Consider the following 17,208-nt stretch of genomic DNA (forward strand, 5'->3'; position numbering starts at 1 on the left):
AGCTCGACTAACAATTAATAACTAATGACCAATGACCAATGACAATGACTAATCACGGTTCATTACCGACAAATACCTAGCGGAAAATTATGACAGTTTTAGAACAGGGAACAATTTCAATCCATACCGAAAATATTTTCCCGATTATCAAGAAGTCGCTATACACTGACCACGAAGTCTTCTTGCGGGAACTAATTTCTAACGCCGTCGATGCCATTGCCAAACTCAAAATGGTTTCTCGTTCCGGCGAATACAGTGGCGACATGGGCGAACCGCAAATCAACATAGCGATCGACACAGAAAACAAAACCCTCTCAATTTCCGATAACGGCATCGGCATGACCGCCGATGAGGTAAAAAAATACATCAACCAAGTCGCTTTCTCCAGCGCCGAAGAATTTATTGAAAAATACCAAGGCAGCGGCGAGGACGCAATTATCGGTCACTTCGGTCTGGGTTTCTACTCTTCTTTCATGGTGGCGAAGAAAGTAGACATTGATACTCTTTCTTACCAAGAAGGCTCCCAAGCAGTACACTGGTCTTGCGACGGTTCTCCCGCTTTTGAACTATCAGAATCTTCCCGCACCGAACGCGGCACTACTATTACTCTTACCCTCCAAGATGAAGAACAAGAATATGTAGAACCCAGCCGCATTAAGCAGTTAATCAAAACTTACTGCGATTTCATGCCAGTTCCCATCAAATTTGAGGGAGAGGAACTCAACAAGCACAAAGCAATTTGGCGGGAATCAGCCAGCAATTTGCAAAAAGAAGATTATTTAGAACTGTACCGCTACCTTTACCCGTTCCAAGACGAGCCTCTGTTGTGGGTACACCTGAATACAGATTATCCTTTTATTGTCAACGGCATTCTTTACTTTCCAAAACTGCGCCCGGATGTCGATGTTACCCAAGGCAATATCAAGCTATTCTGCAACCAGGTTTTTGTCAGCGACCACTGCGAAGAAATTATCCCGAAATTCTTGATGCCGCTGCGGGGAGTTATTGACAGTACCGATATTCCGCTGAACGTTTCTCGCAGTTCTTTGCAAAGCAATCGCACAGTCAGGAGAATTGCTGATTATATTGCGAAAAAAGTGGGCGATCGCCTGAAAGAGCTCTACCGCGACGACCGTGACGAATACATCCGCTGCTGGCAAGATATCGGCACTTTTGTCAAGTTTGGAACTCTCAACGATGACAAGTTCAAAAAGCAAGTCGAAGATATTTTAATCTACCGCAGCACCTACGAACCAACAGCGGAGAAGCCAGAAACTGTAACGCCCGAAGTTCAGGTGCAAACTGAGGAAGGAGATTTGTGGCAAGATGTCACTCCGAAGTCGGAAAATTCTACTTCGACGCAGCCTTACACGACTCTGAAAGAGTATTTGGAACGCAATCAAAAACGCCACGAAAATCGGGTGTTTTATTGTACAGATCCGGCGTCTCAAGCAACTTATGTGGCAATGCACAAAAGCCAAGGTTTAGAAGTGCTGTTTATGGATTCTTTCATCGACACGCACTTCATTAGTTTCTTGGAACGAGAACACTTAGATGTCAAATTCTCGCGGGTTGATTCCGACATCGACGAAACGCTAATTGACAAAGAGAAAGAAGCGGAAATTGTCGATCCGGCGACGAATAAAACTCGCAGCGAACAAGTTCAAGAAATGTTCCAAAAAGCTCTCAACAAGCCGAAAGTGAACATTCGCACAGAAGCTTTGAAGTCTGACTCTGCGGAGGCGACGCCACCTGCGATCGTACTTTTGCCGGAAGCTTTGCGCCGGATGCGGGATATGACGGCGCTTTTGCGGCAGCAAGCGGCCGAATTCCCCGAAGACCACGTTTTGCTGGTGAATACGTCTCACCCGCTGATTCAAAATCTGGCGAGTTTGAGTCAGGGTGCGATTATTCAAGGCGGCGGCGAGTCTCCGTCGGCCCAGTTGGCGAGTATGATTTGTCACCACGTTTACGACTTGGCTTTGATGGCCCAGAAGGGTTTCGATGCTGAAGGGATGAAGGATTTTGTCGAGCGATCAAATCAAGTCTTGACAAAATTGACTGAACGTGCCATGTAATAACCCCCCCAACCCCCCCCTTGCTAAGGGGGGGCTGTTTCATTCTCTTGTAGGGGCAATCCCCCCGTGGTTGCCCCCATGTCCCAAACGCCTGTGAAATCGTCTGTGGGTGGGGGCGGGCACGGGGGCACCGCCCCTACAAAAGCCTGATTTTGGTGAGAATGAAACCGCCCTGCCCTTGCTAAGGGGGGGAGCAAGAGTTTATTTCTATTGGTAAAGGGATAAGTCAAGCCTTCTTCCTTCTTCCTTCTTCCTTCTTCCTTCTTCCTTCGGGTATAATGAAATGCTGCACGCAAAAAACGGTAATCTGGAGGGAAGTATGTCACGGAAATGTCAGCTAACGGGGAAGAAGGCTAATAACGGTTTTGCAGTTTCTCACTCGCACCACCGCACTCACAAATTGCAAGACGCAAATTTGCAGTGGAAGCGGGTTTGGTGGCCGCAGGAGAAGCGCTGGGTAAGATTGCACCTTTCTACAAAGGCAATTAAAACCTTGCAACACAAGGGTTTGGAAATCATGGCGAAGGAAGCTGGAATTAACCTGTACAAGCTTTAAAAAACTTGGCTAGTGTAAAAGTAAGGGCGATCGCACGCTTGAGAGTGCGATCGCCCTTACTTTTAGAGAAAAACCTTTACTAGAGCAATTTTCTGCCTTGCAGTAAATAAGTAGTCATCTGGCCTTTGCCTTTAACTTCGATCGCGCCGCGGTTTTCAAAGAAATACTTTTCTCGCAATTCCTGATAAGTTGTTTCTGTTACCTGAATACTCCCTGGCTTGCCGTGAGATTCCATGCGGGAAGCAGTGTTAACGGTGTCTCCCCACAAATCGTAAATAAATTTTTTAATTCCAATAACTCCGGCAACAACCGGGCCAGTGTTGATGCCGATTCTGATGCTGAAATCTTGATTGTGGATCTTGCTAAAGTCAGTAATTGCCTGCAGCATATCGATCGCCATTTCTGCGATCGCTTCTGCGTGATCCGGGCGAGGAATTGGCAGCCCTCCTACTACCATGTAAGCGTCGCCAATCGTCTTAATTTTTTCCAAACCGTGCCTTTCTGCTAGGTTGTCAAATGTCGAAAAGATGTCATTCAGCAAGGCTACTAATTGCGTTGGAGAAACTAGCGAACTGAGCTGAGTAAAGCCTACTATGTCCGCAAACAAGACAGTAACGTCAGCAAAAGTATCTGCGATCGTACTGTCTCCTCGCTTCAACCGATTTGCTATTTCTTCAGGCAAAATATTCAACAACAAGCGTTCTGATTGTTCCTGTTGAACTCGCAGTGCACTTAAAGTATCATTCAGAGCATTAGTTCGTTCTTTCACTCGAAATTCTAACTCTTCATTCAGCTTGTAAAGCGCCATTTCAGCCCGCCTGCGGTCTGTGATATCCGTACCGATTGCCAGCATTCCCGCGAACTTTCCTGCCGCGTCAAACAGCGGTTTATTTGCCCAGGATACCCAAACCCGCTCGCCGCTGCGCCGGATACTTTCATTTTCATTCCGCGTATATTGTTCTGGGTTTTCCAAAATATCTCTCAACTTGGCTGCCAAGTCATTTCCTCTTGTATCTCTCTGGGGAATGATTGTTCCCACGGCGTTTTTGCCAATAATCTCTTTTTCATCGTAACCAAAAAAATTCTGTGCAAATTCGTTAAAAAAAGTAATATTTCCTTCCGTATCTATTTTTAAAATAATGCTGTTAGCATTTTCCACTAATTCCCGATACTTAATTTCGCTGTATTTCCTCAATCCCATTGAGAGCAATATTGGGGTAAAGTCGAGATACGCGCAAAATAGGATGCGAGATTAAGAAACGTAACAAATAAGTCCCTACATAGCTTTCGAGGAAGCTTGCAAGCACAAAAGCATCCTAAATAAGCTGACTATTCAACCAAGTTTGAGAAAGCAGAGTAGTAATTATACTCTGCCCTCGTACAGACCCAAAAAGCGGCAATCTTTTACTGCTAAACATTTCAGGCTTTGCTACTTCAAGTCATTTTGTCTTATATTTACAAAACTTTACGTCATGTCCTATTTTGCGCGTATCTCGGCTATACCCCAAGTAATGAAAAATGTGCCAGTGTTGGTCAGCATGGTACAGACGCTACGAGAAAAACGCAATCGGGCAATGCGAGCCGATTTCTTCATCGATTTATTGGATGAATACTATCCGCATGAAGAAGCCGAACGACAGTTTGCCACCGCCGTAGATTGGGGGCGTTATGCTGAACTGTTTGAGTATGATGCTGGCGAGGCGAGGTTATACCTACCGGAGCCAATTGAAGCAGGAAGCAGTGAATCTGAATCTATGGAATGACTATCCAGTCAGGATCTGAGGCGAACACGCGCAGTTGCGAAACCTCGGCTGAAATTGAGGAACTGCGCCAGCAGCTTGTAGCCGCCAATGCTGAGTGAGCAACTGCGGAACGCACCAGTACGGGAACCGACGGTCGGAGAGTGGCTCAACTCACGGGCTTACGCCAACTGGCTATTTGAACCGAGCTTACTTATTGTTTATTACCGAACAGTATAGGTCTCAATCTCGCACAGATTTATCTGCCTCTCGTCCTGTTCTGTTTCATCGGCGAAGACAACGCTGATGTCATAGAGACAGTTTGAGGAAGTGCTTTTAAAAGTTATAAGTCTTTGTCTCCCGCTGTTTAGGATCCCATCCCCTAGGATATCTTTCCCCCAGTTATCGTGACCGGAAGGTGCTACGTAAAGTTCGTGAATTACACGACCGCTCCTGTTTACAATGGTGAAATCTCGCTGGTCGGCTAGAGCGCTCGGGACGTTTAATGAAACTACTGGTAGCGATAGGGCAGCCGCCACCATGAGGTTACGGAAAGATTTCTGAAACATCGTAGAACTCCTCTTTAATTTAATAATTTTAGTTAACCTCATTATTACACGCAGATACTGAAACTTGCATCCGTATTTATACTCGATTTTTACTTTCAGCAGCTTTTACCTAGATAGCCACACGGCACTGGAATACTATACGTATTTACGCCTGGGATTGAAACAGCTATTTTTGCTCCCACAGCGTAAGCAAAAGCAATGGCAGCTACTCGTGCTAAGTATTGCCAAGTTCGAGATTGAGGAAATCGCAGAAACTGATTTTTTTGGGGAATCATACTGAGTGTTATATTTTTAACTAACTATAGCAACCGCGCCCGAAGATTAGGAAATGCTTAATTCAGAAACATGACTTCTTATATTACTTCTTCCTTCTTCATTCTTCCTGATGCTATAACTTGATGCCTGTAAGAAAATAAGTGTTCATCTCGCCTTTGCCTTTAACTTCGATCGCGCCGCGACTTTCAAATACATACTTGTCCTGCAATATATCATAAATTGCAGACGTGACTTGAATGCACCCCGGCAAGCCGTGGGATTCCATGCGGGAAGCGGTGTTAACGGTGTCTCCCCATAAATCGTAAATAAATTTTTTAATACCGATTACTCCGGCGACAACCGGGCCGCTGTTGATGCCGATTCTGATGCTGAAATCTTGATTGTGGGTATTGCTGAAGTCAATAATTGCCTGCTGCATATCAAGGGCCATTTGTGCGATCGCCTCTGCATGATCGCTGCGGGGCATTGGCAATCCTCCTACTACCATGTAAGCGTCGCCAATGGTCTTAATTTTCTCCAATCCGTGCTTTTCTGCTAGGCGATCGAAGGTGGAAAAAATATCGTTAAGCAAGGAAACTAATTCCGGTGGAGAAATTTGGGAACTAATTTGGGTAAAACCGACTATATCTGCAAACAATACTGTTACTTCGGAAAAAGTATCGGCGATGATGCTTTGGTCTTGTTTTAATCTATCGGCGATCGCTTGCGGTAAAACGTTGAGCAGGAGACGGTCTGATTTTTCTTGTTCTAAGCGCAAAGCTGCCTCAGCTTGTTTGCGAGTTGTGATATCTTGAACAGTACCTTCGTAATAAAGCAAATTTCCATGTCCGTCGCAGACAGTATAAGCATTCTCCGCAATCCAAATTATACTGCCATCTTGGCGGTAAACCTGAGATTCAAAATCTGATACGTTGCCGTTTTTTCGCATTAAATTAATGACTTCGGCTCGGCGTTGGGGGCATACATATAGCTGGCGGTTAATATTAGTTAAATTTGCCTTCAACTCTTCAAAGGAACTATAACCGTAAATACGAATTAAAGCAGGGTTCACGCTGAGATATTCCCCATCGGGAGTAGTTTGAAAGATGCCGACGATCGCATTTTCAAAAATGCTGCGGTATTTTGCCTCAGCTTGTCGCAGCGCTTCTTCAGCGCGCTGGCGTTCTCGCGCTTCCACTGCGAAAGTTACAGAGTCTGCTAGAGAAACAGCGAAACTTTGTTCTTCAATCGTCCAATAGCGGGGCATTCCTACGTGTTCTAAACAGAGGACTCCTGCTGTTTCTCCGCCTATTTGAATCGGCGTATCTAGCATGGAAGTGATGCCGCACGGAATTAGGTAAGATTCCGCAAATTCTCTAGTTCTAAAATCGTTTTGGGCGTCAAAGGCAGCAATTGCGCGTTCTTCTCGCAGTGCTTGGAAATAGACAGGATAGTCTGCTTCTGCTAATTCCAAACCGTCTGAGTGCTGGTTGACAGCGCGATCGAACAAATCCAGGCACTCGATCTTGGATTTTGTGCGATCGTACAGCCAGACGCTCGATCGGGCAACTTCCAGAGTACGGCTAGCAGTTTCAGTTATTTGTTGAAGCGCTTTTGTTAAGTCGCCTTGATTCAGCGCTTTATTTTTGGCTAAATCAATTAATGCCGATTTCTGTTTCTGTAGCTGAAGTTCGCTTTGTTTCAGGGCATTTGTCCGCTCTTCAACTCGGATTTCCAGCTTTTCATTCAGCTTTTGCAGCGCTATTTCAGCTTTTCGGCGAGCGGTGATATCTGTGCCGATGCAGAGGATTCCCAGGATTTCTCCCGCTGAACCAACCAGCGGTTTATTTGCCCAAGATACCCAAACGCGATCGCCACTGCGCCGGATATTTTCATTTTCATAGCTGGTAAAGCGATCGGGATTTTGTAAAATTTCATGATAAACCAACTGTAAGTTATTCCCTTCGATGTCTGTCTGCGGAAGAATTGTTCCCATTGCATTTTTACCCAGGATTTCTTCCTGAGTGTAGCCAAAGAATATTTCGGCAAATTCGTTAAAAAAAGTAATATAGCCGTCAGCATCCAATTTCATAATAATGCTGCTAGCATTTTCCACCAATTCTCGATATTTAATTTCGCTTTCTCGCAGGGAATTTTCTGCCTCAGCGCGTTCAGCTACCGTCGCTGCCAATAACAGCGAGGTAATTGTAACTACAGCCATAAAAGCTTGCAAAAATAAGATAGCCTGAGTGATATTTTCGGCTTTGGCTATGAACGGCCCCCCTCCCTGAGAACTGCCCATAATTGCGATGCTTGAGACAATGAACGAGGCTAGGACAGCGGCTCGTTGACCGAATTGGAGCGCCGACCAAATTATGAAAGGAAACGGCAAATATTCCAGGGGATAACTAGAAATAGAAGCTTCATTTTTCGACACAAAGACAATCCAGCTCACCCCAATTAATAATAATAACCATACTGCCCGCCAAATTAAATATCTTTGCTGGTGGCCTGTTTGTCTTTTTAAACGATCGGCGGTTACTTTAGGGCGAAAAAATATTAGGATTAAGGGAGTTAAAATTAAAACTCCCATTGTGTCTCCCAACCACCAATTCCATCGAACCGACAAATATTCTGTCCAATCTACTTTGCCCGCAAAATATAGGGAAAACGCGCCAATCGTGCAACTGATTTGAGTAGAAATTAGACCGCCAAACAAGATTAAATTAACTACATCTTTCAATCGAGCGAGAGATGGACGAAACCCCATCCAGCGCAGGGCAGTTACTGCAAAAACAGCTTGCAGAATTGCCCCGGCGTTTCCTCCCAGCCAAACCGCGAATATCTGTTCATTTGGGTTAACCAAATTTAGCAGAAATGTACCCAAAACTATGGCAGGCCAGACTTTTCTCCCAAACAATAAAAGTCCAGCTTGTGCAATTCCTGCGGGTGGCCACACCGAGGCCGCAAAGGGGCTAACACCTTGAATTGAAATTGCTAGCCTCGCTCCCACGGCGTAAGCGACAGCAACGACAGTTACTTGAGCTAAGTACCGCCCAATTCGGGATTGAGGGAATCGCAGAAACTGATTTAGGTTCAGATTCATACCGAGTTTTAAGTTTTAGGGAATTTCACATCTCAAAGAAGAGGGAAGTTCGGCAACGGATTCTGTAACGGATGTAACGGATGTCAGGAAGAAGGAAGAGGGAAGAGGGAAGAGGGAAGAAGGAAGAAGGAAGAAGGAAGAGAGAAGAAGGAAGAAGGAAGAGAGAAGAAGGAAGAGGGAAGAGCATCTCATATTTGTAAAAACACTGGGAGCATCTCATATTTGCAAAAACACTTCTTTCTTCTTCCTTCTGACTCTTTTCTCCTGGCTCCTGACTCCTGACTCCTAATTCCAATTTCGAGCTTTGCTGCTTTCATTGAGATGCTCCCAAAACACTTCTTGTGGCTCCTTCTTTTTTCCTCTTTCCTCCTGCATTTTGCCTCCTGCCTCCTGTCTCCTGCCTCCCAACTCCAATTTCTAGCTGGGCTGAAAAAGTGTGATGCTCCCAAGAGGCTCGCAATGTAGGGTGTACACCGGGCACATTGCGAGCCTAAATGTAGGTGGGCGGTGCGCGCACCTTACCAATTATAAAGGCTTAGTTGATGGCGGCTTCAATCCACTGTTTTAAAGTAGAATTTACTTCATCAATGAGAATTTCATGTGATTTGTGAGTGGCTCTTTCCACAACTTCAACTTTTCCTGCTTTCAGCGAACGGCCCGGAACAATCCGATAGGGAATGCCGATTAAATCAGCATCTTTGAATTTAACTCCGGCTCGTTCGTCGCGGTCATCTAGTAGGGTTTCAATGCCAGATTGGTTGAGTTCTGCATAGAGTTTTTCGGCGACTTCTACTTGTTGGGCGTCGGAAATATTGGGGATGCTAATGATGGCGTGATACGGGGCGATCGCCACTGGCCAAATTATCCCGTCTTTGTCGTAGGATTGTTCTACGGCCGATTGAGCTAGCCGCGACACGCCGACGCCGTAGCAGCCCATAACAAAGGGCATTTCTTCGCCTTGTTCGCTGGTGTAGGTAGCGCCCATTGCTTGGGAGTATTTGGTTCCTAATTGGAAGATGTGACCGACTTCGATGCCTCTGGCGCTTTGCAAGGTTTGTTCGGGGTTGTGCACTGCCCGATCGCCCTTTTTGGCTGTTCTGACGCCTACAACCGTTGCTGGTAGCGGAAATTCTTTATCCCAATTAGCCCCGACAACGTGGTATCCTGATTCGTTTGAACCAGTGACAAAGTTTGTCAGGTCAACTGCGGTGCGATCGACCAAACGCAAAAACTTAGAGTTTACCTCCTTGCTCCCAGCGATATAATCATCAGCAACATCGGGAGCCATATAACCCAGAGGTAAAGATTTAGCAGCCCATTTCCGCTGAGCTTCCGCATCGGGGACAGTCAAAAATAAAACAGTTTTAGCTTGATAATTGCCCGCTAACTTCGTCAACTCATTCAGCAACTTTACCTGATTCACATCTTGGTCGCCACGAATGCTTACCAATACCAAGACTGTGATCCCATTGTCGTAAACAGCTTGGTAAAGCACATTTTTGACAACTTGCGTCGGAGAACATTTCAAAAATTTGCAAAGTTTATCAATTGTTTCAGTTCCCGGCGTTTCCCGCTTTTCAAACGTTGCAAAGGGCGACGGTTCGGCATCAGCAGGCATCGATACAGCCTTTTCCACATTAGCTGCATACTGACCATCTTCAGTATAAAGAACTTCATCTTCTCCCGCTTCGGCCAACACCATAAACTCTTGAGAACCAGAGCCGCCAATTGCTCCAGAATCAGCATCTACTGCTCGGAATTGCAAGCCCGATCGGCGCAGCATATTGCTATAAGCTTGAGCCATATCCTGATAAGTTTTTTTCAAACTTTCTTCGTTAGTGTGGAAAGAATAGCCATCTTTCATAATGAATTCGCGACCGCGCATTAACCCAAAACGCGGGCGAATTTCATCGCGAAACTTAGTTTGGATTTGATAAAGATGTACAGGCAATTGCCGATAGGAACGAATCATATCTTTAGCAATTGTAGTAATTACTTCTTCGTGAGTTGGGCCCAGTCCCAATTCTCGCTGCTGCCTGTCTGTCATGGCAAACATAATACCTTCAGCTTGAGTGTAGGTGTCCCAGCGACCAGATTCTCGCCACAAATCAGCCGGTTGCAATTGCGGGAGGAGACATTCTTGAGCGCCGGTAGCGTCCATTTCTTCGCGCACAATTTGAGATACTTTTTTGAGAACTCGCCACATTAAAGGTAGATAAGCGTAAATTCCGCTACCGATGCGCCGGATGTATCCGGCACGGAGTAATAGTTTGTGGCTAGGAATTTCTGCTTCTGCCGGGTCTTCGCGCAGGGTAACAAAAAGCATTTGAGATAGTCGCATGGCTGATTTCCTTAAAATACCGGATGAGTGTAATTTTAGATCAACTTCTGATATTATCAGAACTAAGCCCGATTTGATTAAATATATGAATAAAATTTGGCAAAACTACGAAAAAGGTATGGCAGTCTTTGATAATTGTCACTCTCCTACTGTGCAATCTCAATGGGTTGCCTTAAAAGATGAAATAGGAGAATTTGTTCGAGAACCTAATTTAAGTGAAATTTGGGATATTGTTCATGCTGCTGGTCGATTGCTTTACAAACTAATCGGAATTCCCTTATATTTACTGGCCTATCCTACTGTTCGCAAACACAGTCAACGTTTCGAGGAGTACGGCTGTATTCGCAGCATTCGCAACTGTGAGGGTAAATGCTGCGGCAAAAAATCGTAGGGTACGCTGCGGCGCACCTGATATCATGTTTGTTGAATGACGCGCAATTACATTCTAATGACCGGATTCAAAAAACAATGCAACTTGAGGCAAGCGCCAAACCCATATCCAGTAACTAATTCCAACTCTAAAATCTAAAATCGCATGACCAGATTTATTCACGACCAATTTGCTAAACAGTATTTGAAAGAACTATTAACCCCTCTCGGTAATGTAGAAACCAGCCGGGATGTTGCTGGAGAAGTAAGGCAGGTTGACGTTTTATTTTCCCCGAAAGCAGAACCGGAAGTCGAAGCAACCGCCCTCGGCATTTTGGGTCAAATTGCAGTAAAACCCGCTGTATTTGAACCCTTCCGCAGCCCCGTCCAAATCGGAGAAATTCGCAGTTGTCTGGGCAAACTCTTCGATATCCACGGCGAATTTGAACGCGCGGCAGTTAGAGAAAATACCCGGATTGCAGAGGCAGACTTGCCCCAACTTTGGATACTGTCGCCGACTGTTTCCGACACGATATTAGCTGGATTTCGAGCGATTCCCGAACCGGAAAATTGGGTAAGTGGAGTTTATTTTATGGGTGCGTCTCTGAAAGCAGCGATTATTGCCATTCACCAACTCCCCCGGACTCCAGAAACCCTGTGGCTGAGAGTTTTAGGGAAGGGAAACGTGCAGAAGCAAGCTATTGCCGAATTGAGAGAGTTACCCTCAGATAATGTCTTTCGGTTGAATGCGTTAGAATTGTTGTACAACTTGCGAACGATATTAGAAGTACGTCAAGACATAGATCGAGAAGATCGGGAGTTAATTATGGAACTGTCACCCCTCTACTTGCAACGGTTGGAAGATGCAACTCAGCGCGGTATCCAGCAAGGTATCCAGCAAGGTATCCAGCAAGGTATTCAGCAAGGTATTCAGCAAGGTATGCAGCAAGCTATGCAGCGCGCTCAACGCCTGATGGTTGAGAGTCTCCTACAACTAAAATTTGGCGAGATTGATGAAGAATTAGTCCAAATAATCGAGCCTTTGATTCAGCTAGAACCCCTCGATCGCACGCGACTAATTAGGCAGCTCGATCGCTCTGAATTACTAGCTCGTTTCGATGCGTCGAAAAACCAACCGGAATCCTAACTCAGCAGCGCGCTCTACGATATGTAGGGGGCGCTAAATATCACTTTACTATTTATTATATATCGAGAAAATCGGGAGTTAATTATGGAACTGTCACCACTCTATTTACAACGACTTGAAGAAGCAACTCAGCAAGGTATCGAGCCAGGTATTCAGCAAGGTATCGAGCAAGGTATTCAGCAAGGTATCTAGCAATGTATTCAGCAAAGCAAACGCGAGATTCTTGAGAGTATATTACAAGTAAGATTTGGCGAAATTGATGAAGAATTAGCCCAAATAATCGAGCCTTTGATTCAACTAGAACCTCTGGAAATCACGCGACTGAGTATGGATCTCGATCGATCGCAATTACTCGCTCGTTTTGAGCCTGAAAATCCAACGGAATCCTAACTCGGTAGCGCACTCTACGATATGTAGAGTGTATCACATCGCACTTTACTACTATTGATAATTGGTGGGGATTGCCCCCGCCTCAAACTTGCCAGTTTTATGCGAACTCTGCTGCTACCAATCCCTTAAAAAGTAATTTCTGACTTTAGACGGATTTATTTTTTAGCTTCCAGAGCCATAATAAGCAGTAAGGATGAGATCACTATAGAACTGATTTACCACTCATCCCAATGTCACTAATAAGGGCTTCCGTAAGATAAAGCCGAACCCAAACAAAACCTCATCTAAAGATTACAAACACCCCTAGAAAAAAGTTGGGGGCAATTTTCGCTATGCCGAGTTAGGCATAAAAATTAAGGAGGTAAATTATGTTTCAAAGCGAGTTATTAATGTCGCTGTACACTCCAAAACTCGATAGGGGCCAAATGCCAGTACAAATGCCAGTACAAACGCCAGTACAAATGCCAGTAGAAATAGATGTGCCATTTGACCACCCCGATATCGGAGGGCTGATGTTTTTAAGCCCTCAGTTTTTCGTGGCATTAATCGCCGGAGTCATTATGGCTTTCGGCTTCCAATTCCTGTTAACAAATTTCTCGATCGCCGCCAAGATATCAAATTGGGACGAGGCTTTACCCGACGATGACGATGATGATGATGAGTCCGAAAGTTTAGGCAAGAAAGTTCGGAAAATCGAAGGTTTAGTCGGGGGTTGGATTTTAGTCACGGTTAACCTGGCTTTATTTTTGGCTTGTTTTTTGGCAGTCAAACTAACTTCAATTGCCAGCGTAGACGGAGCGGCAATTATTGGTGTGGTCATCTGGGCTGCGTACTTTTTAACGCTGGTGTGGCTCGGTTCTAGCGCCGTCGGTTCTATGATCGGTTCCTTGATAAAAACTGCTTTTTCTGGCATTCAAGGCGTCATGGGTACTGCTGGTGCTGCGATCGGCGGCAAGATGGCCAGCGACCAAATGGTCAATACTGTAGAGGCATCGGTGGCCGCTGTCCGCCGTGAATTGAGTTCGGCGGTAGACCCCGATAGCATTCGCGAAACACTGCAAGATTATGTGGGTTCTTTGCAGTTACCGAAATTAGATGTTAAGGAAATTCGCGGTCAATTTGAAAAGTTGCTGGGCGATGCAGATATCAAATCTCTTGCGGGAAGCGACGTTCTGAAGAATGTTAACCGCCAGACTTTTGTGGATTTAGTGAAGAGTCGCACAGACTTTTCTCAAGAAGAAATAACTCAAGTTGCTGACCAACTCGAAGGCGTTTGGAAGCAAACTTTCGGCAAGCAGCAAGAGCAGAAAGACCCGAATTTAGAGCTGGTTGATTTTCTCAAGTTTGCGGCTCCCGATTTGCTGAAGTCTGACGAACTCAACGCCAAGCTGTCTCAAATTCTGGAAAGTAGGGAAAACAAATCGGAATCCAGCAGCGGCATGAAGCGAGCGATGCAGTTGGGAGTGGGATCTCTTGTGAACACTGTTTTGTCGCGGACGGATTTGTCGGATTTGGATGTTGAAAAAATCACTGGTCAGTTGCAGCAACTGACAGCCAAAGGGACGGAACAAGCTAAATCTTTGGCTTCTAAGGTGGGCGACAAAGTGCCTGCGCTGCCTTTCAATACAGCTAAGGCTGATGTGGAAAACTACTTGATGAATGCCCAACCTTGGCATCTCAACCGGGAGACAATCAAGCAGGAATTTAGGGATGTGATTTATGACCCGGAAGCTTCTCCGGGGGCAGTTTTGCGCCAGTTAGAGCTGTTTAATCCAGATTATTTTGTAGGTATTCTGGGCCGCCGTGAGGGGTTTGCTCCTGAACAGGTGACGGAAATTGCCGAACAGCTTGAAGGTGTCCGACAAGAAGTGTTGGAAATTGTGCAAGCTGCTGCTGGTGAAGAACAGTCTCAAGATTTGCGGAGTCGGATTGAGAATTATTTGCGATCGACCGGCAAGGAAGAATTGAATCCTGAAGCTATCGAGCGGGATTTCCAAGCGCTTTTGGAAGATCGGGATGCTGGTTTTGAGGCTTTGCGCGATCGCCTGTCGCAATTTAACCGCGATACTTTGGTGCAGTTGCTGGGTCAGCGCGAAGATTTCAGTCCAGAGGAAGCCGATCAGTTAATCGGGCGGCTCGAAGGTTCGCGCGATCGCGTGATTTCTAAAGCTCAAGAATTGCAAGAGCAAGCGCAATCGAAAGCCCAAGAATTGCGGCAAAAGGTAGAAGACTATCTCCGCAATACTAATAAGGAAGAACTCAATCCTGAAGCGATCGAGCGCGAGTTTCAAACGCTGTTAAACGACCCGGAAGCGGGATTTAAAGCGCTGAGAGAACGCTTGTCTCAATTCGACCGCGATACGCTGGTGCAGTTGCTGTCACAGCGCCAAGACCTCAGCGAAGAACAGATCAATCAGACGATCGACCGGATCGAATCTGTGCGCGACAACATTATCCACGCGCCGCAAATAGTTGCAGATAGAGCTAAGCAACAGTACGAGGACATTACTGGAAAAATTGGCGAGTACCTGCGGAATACAAACCTGGAAGAACTCGATCCAGAAGCCATCAATCGGGATTTGACTAAATTGTTTGAAAATCCGAAAGAGGGTGCTTTGGCACTTCGAGACAGACTTTCTCAGGTCGATCGCGAAACTTTAGTCAAGCTGCTGTCGCAGCGGGAAGATTTGAGCGAAGAACAGATCAATCGGACGATCGATCGCGTGCAAGATTCAATTCGCAGCATCGTGAAATCGCCCCGCCGCTTGGCATCTCGCGCTCAAAAAACAGTCCGGGATTTCCAAGGAAGTTTGGAAAATTACTTGCGGAATACGGACAAGGAAGAACTCAATCCTGAAAGCATCAAACGCGATTTGCAGTTGCTGTTTAGCGAGCCGGGAATGGGGATGCAAAGTTTGGGCGATCGCGTGAAGCACTTCGATCGATCGACTCTGGTAGCATTGCTGTCGCAGCGGGAAGATATCTCGGAAGAGGAAGCCAACAAAATTGCCGACCAAATTGAATCTGTCCGCAACCAAATTGTCGAACAAGTTCAAATGGTTCAGGACAAGTTTCAGTCAGCAATGGATGGTATTTTCGGGAAAATCCGGGATTACCTCAATTCGCTCGATCGACCAGAGCTCAACTACGAAGGCATCAAGCGGGACTTACGCAAAGTGTTTGATGACCCGCAGGCAGGATTTGACGCGATTAAAGAGCGTTTAGGTGAGTTCGATCGCGGTACTTTAGTTGCCCTGCTGAGTTCTCGTTCCGATATTTCCGAGACTGACGCTCACCGAATTGTTGACCAAATGGAAGGAGCCAGGGACAGCGTTTTATTGCGATCGGAACGCCTGCAACATGAAGCCAAAAAACGCATCAAACAGCTCAAGAAAAAGACCAAGCAGCAAGCAGAAGATGCGCGCGAAGCGGCAGCAGCCGCAGCTTGGTGGCTGTTCGGTACGGCTCTGACTTCTGTGGTTGTTTCCGCTTTGGCTGGAGCAATAGCAGTCAACGGGATTTCGGGTTTGTTTAGCTAGATTTTCAACGAGTTTGAAATAAAGTTCTCCTGATTCTAGGCTGGCTGTTTGCCAGCCTATTTTCTTTGGAATGATATCAAAGTTTTTTATAATTCAAAGTGGGCGGTACTTTTAGCAGCCATGTTGACAAGTTCTCCCTTGATTAACTCAACTCGATCGTCCTCACTAAAGAACCCCAGTTCTGTCAGGCGGTGATATTCCGCTAGGGTGAAGCGTTTTGCAGTTGCGATCGACATAACAGCCACCTCAATACAGGTATGTTGCGATTATAGGCGATCGTCGATCGGCTAAACAATGCTAATCATGAACTCCGCTAACAACAATCGTGTCAAATTTGCCTCATCCTTTGGTTGCAAATTTTCCCAATTTTGGTGAATTTACTCCCCGAACTTATGTCCGGGATCATCTCTGTCTTAAGCAAGATTCTAGCCTCACTATTTATTAGGTACTTTAACTTAAGTAGCAAACAAAAGTTTTCTCACAAATAAGAAAACTGAGCAATACATATTATTTTGGAGGCTTGAATGACATTTACTACTGCCGGTGCTTACGACCAAGGAAAAGCAGATATTCAGAGCTTGAGTGTAGACGACCAATTAGGTGTGCTGTGGTTTGTTTACACCGAAATGGGCAAGTCAATAACGCCAGCGGCTCCCGGTGCTTCCGGTTCCGAAATCGCTCAGGGTTTGTTCGAGCAAGTCAAGCCGCTGCCCCACGAAGCACAACTACAAGTAATGCGCGACATTGCCTCAAAAGCCAATACTGAAATCAGCCGGATGTACGGTTCGATGAGCCCAGAAACCAAGCTGGCTTTTTGGTATTTCCTAGCAGTAGGAATGGACGAAGGAACTATTATTCCTGTGCCTCCAGACTATCAACTTCCTGACGCAGGAAAAGCTTTATTAGGAAAAGTTCAGGGGATGGACTTTCAGCAGCAAATTGATTTCCTTCGCGGTACAGTTTTAGAAATGGGTGCTGAAGCCGCTCCAGGCGCTGGCATTTAAAAATAGGACTTACGAAAAAAAACCCCGTTTATCCGAGAATATTGGGTGCAGCAACCAGGCATCTAGGAAGAAACCGGGTTTTTAGCCCTTTGATGCGTAAGTCCTCAAAAAGATT

Annotated in this window: 11 protein-coding genes and 3 pseudogenes; 8 read left to right on the top strand and 6 right to left on the bottom strand. The window is 45.6% G+C overall.

Annotation, left to right across the window (positions count from 1 at the left end; translation table 11 throughout):
• The first annotated feature begins 89 nt into the window (after positions 1 to 89).
• Positions 90 to 2,078 carry a molecular chaperone HtpG gene (htpG, locus tag QUB04_RS00745; protein ID WP_333279980.1) on the top strand — a complete coding sequence of 663 codons (1,989 nt, stop codon included), beginning with the start codon at positions 90 to 92 and terminating at the stop codon, positions 2,076 to 2,078.
• A gap of 23 nt (positions 2,079 to 2,101) precedes the next feature.
• Here the strand turns inward: htpG and QUB04_RS00750 are convergent, their stop codons facing one another.
• Positions 2,102 to 2,374: a hypothetical protein gene (locus QUB04_RS00750; RefSeq protein WP_333279982.1), complete on the bottom strand. Its 273-nt coding sequence runs from the start codon at positions 2,372 to 2,374 to the stop codon at positions 2,102 to 2,104.
• A 23-nt stretch (positions 2,375 to 2,397) separates the two neighbouring features.
• Between QUB04_RS00750 and rpmB the strand changes: the two genes are divergently transcribed.
• On the top strand, positions 2,398 to 2,634 hold the full coding sequence (gene rpmB / locus QUB04_RS00755; RefSeq protein ID WP_006634309.1) for a 50S ribosomal protein L28: 237 nt from the start codon (positions 2,398 to 2,400) through the stop codon (positions 2,632 to 2,634).
• Between the two features lie 79 nt (positions 2,635 to 2,713).
• Here rpmB and QUB04_RS00760 read toward each other — a convergent pair.
• Positions 2,714 to 3,823: pseudogene (locus QUB04_RS00760) on the bottom strand (adenylate/guanylate cyclase domain-containing protein); the annotation flags it as partial.
• A 283-nt stretch (positions 3,824 to 4,106) separates the two neighbouring features.
• Between QUB04_RS00760 and QUB04_RS00765 the strand changes: the two are divergent.
• Positions 4,107 to 4,397, top strand: coding sequence for an AAA-associated domain-containing protein (locus QUB04_RS00765; RefSeq protein ID WP_333279984.1), 291 nt, complete (start codon positions 4,107 to 4,109; stop codon positions 4,395 to 4,397).
• Positions 4,398 to 5,330: 933 nt separating this feature from the next.
• On the opposite strand, the gene QUB04_RS00770 is transcribed toward QUB04_RS00765, so the two are convergent.
• The 3 genes from QUB04_RS00770 to proS form a co-directional block, all read right to left on the bottom strand.
• Positions 5,331 to 8,303: an adenylate/guanylate cyclase domain-containing protein gene (locus tag QUB04_RS00770; protein ID WP_333279986.1), complete on the bottom strand. Its 2,973-nt coding sequence runs from the start codon at positions 8,301 to 8,303 to the stop codon at positions 5,331 to 5,333.
• Positions 8,304 to 8,491: 188 nt separating this feature from the next.
• Positions 8,492 to 8,620: a hypothetical protein gene (locus QUB04_RS00775; RefSeq protein WP_333279988.1), complete on the bottom strand. Its 129-nt coding sequence runs from the start codon at positions 8,618 to 8,620 to the stop codon at positions 8,492 to 8,494.
• A 218-nt stretch (positions 8,621 to 8,838) separates the two neighbouring features.
• Complete coding sequence (proS, locus tag QUB04_RS00780; protein ID WP_333279990.1) at positions 8,839 to 10,644, bottom strand: proline--tRNA ligase; 1,806 nt, start codon at positions 10,642 to 10,644, stop codon at positions 8,839 to 8,841.
• Between the two features lie 85 nt (positions 10,645 to 10,729).
• On the opposite strand from proS, the gene QUB04_RS00785 reads away from it, so the two are divergent.
• The 4 genes and pseudogenes from QUB04_RS00785 to QUB04_RS00800 all read left to right on the top strand — a co-directional run bounded on the left by QUB04_RS00785 (position 10,730) and on the right by QUB04_RS00800 (position 16,089).
• Positions 10,730 to 11,035, top strand: coding sequence for a hypothetical protein (locus QUB04_RS00785; protein ID WP_333279992.1), 306 nt, complete (start codon positions 10,730 to 10,732; stop codon positions 11,033 to 11,035).
• Between the two features lie 144 nt (positions 11,036 to 11,179).
• The gene (locus QUB04_RS00790) at positions 11,180 to 12,160 is read left to right on the top strand and encodes a hypothetical protein (protein WP_333279994.1); all 981 of its coding nucleotides are present in this window, start codon (positions 11,180 to 11,182) and stop codon (positions 12,158 to 12,160) included.
• Between the two features lie 66 nt (positions 12,161 to 12,226).
• Positions 12,227 to 12,550: pseudogene (locus QUB04_RS00795) on the top strand (hypothetical protein); the annotation flags it as partial.
• Positions 12,551 to 12,918: 368 nt separating this feature from the next.
• On the top strand, positions 12,919 to 16,089 hold the full coding sequence (locus QUB04_RS00800; RefSeq protein ID WP_333279996.1) for an MFS transporter: 3,171 nt from the start codon (positions 12,919 to 12,921) through the stop codon (positions 16,087 to 16,089).
• Positions 16,090 to 16,187: 98 nt separating this feature from the next.
• Here QUB04_RS00800 and QUB04_RS00805 read toward each other — a convergent pair.
• Positions 16,188 to 16,325 (bottom strand): annotated as a pseudogene (locus QUB04_RS00805) (Uma2 family endonuclease); the annotation flags it as partial.
• Between the two features lie 288 nt (positions 16,326 to 16,613).
• Here QUB04_RS00805 and QUB04_RS00810 point away from each other — a divergent pair.
• The gene (locus tag QUB04_RS00810; protein WP_333279998.1) at positions 16,614 to 17,093 is read left to right on the top strand and encodes an orange carotenoid protein N-terminal domain-containing protein; all 480 of its coding nucleotides are present in this window, start codon (positions 16,614 to 16,616) and stop codon (positions 17,091 to 17,093) included.
• Positions 17,094 to 17,208 lie beyond the last annotated feature (115 nt).

Origin of the sequence: Microcoleus sp. D2_18a_B4 (assembly GCF_036702475.1) — a bacterium.
Taxonomy (GTDB): Bacteria; Cyanobacteriota; Cyanobacteriia; order Cyanobacteriales; family Microcoleaceae; genus Microcoleus.

Bases quoted from the DNA above. Each gene is read 5' to 3' on its own strand.
- htpG (WP_333279980.1), top strand. From the start codon at position 90: ATGACAGTTTTAGAACAGGGAACAATTTCAATCCATACCGAAAATATT.
- rpmB (WP_006634309.1), top strand. From the start codon at position 2,398: ATGTCACGGAAATGTCAGCTAACGGGGAAGAAGGCTAATAACGGTTTT.
- QUB04_RS00765 (WP_333279984.1), top strand. From the start codon at position 4,107: ATGTCCTATTTTGCGCGTATCTCGGCTATACCCCAAGTAATGAAAAAT.
- QUB04_RS00770 (WP_333279986.1), bottom strand. From the start codon at position 8,303: ATGAATCTGAACCTAAATCAGTTTCTGCGATTCCCTCAATCCCGAATT.
- QUB04_RS00775 (WP_333279988.1), bottom strand. From the start codon at position 8,620: ATGAAAGCAGCAAAGCTCGAAATTGGAATTAGGAGTCAGGAGTCAGGA.
- proS (WP_333279990.1), bottom strand. From the start codon at position 10,644: ATGCGACTATCTCAAATGCTTTTTGTTACCCTGCGCGAAGACCCGGCA.
- QUB04_RS00785 (WP_333279992.1), top strand. From the start codon at position 10,730: ATGAATAAAATTTGGCAAAACTACGAAAAAGGTATGGCAGTCTTTGAT.
- QUB04_RS00790 (WP_333279994.1), top strand. From the start codon at position 11,180: ATGACCAGATTTATTCACGACCAATTTGCTAAACAGTATTTGAAAGAA.
- QUB04_RS00800 (WP_333279996.1), top strand. From the start codon at position 12,919: ATGTTTCAAAGCGAGTTATTAATGTCGCTGTACACTCCAAAACTCGAT.
- QUB04_RS00810 (WP_333279998.1), top strand. From the start codon at position 16,614: ATGACATTTACTACTGCCGGTGCTTACGACCAAGGAAAAGCAGATATT.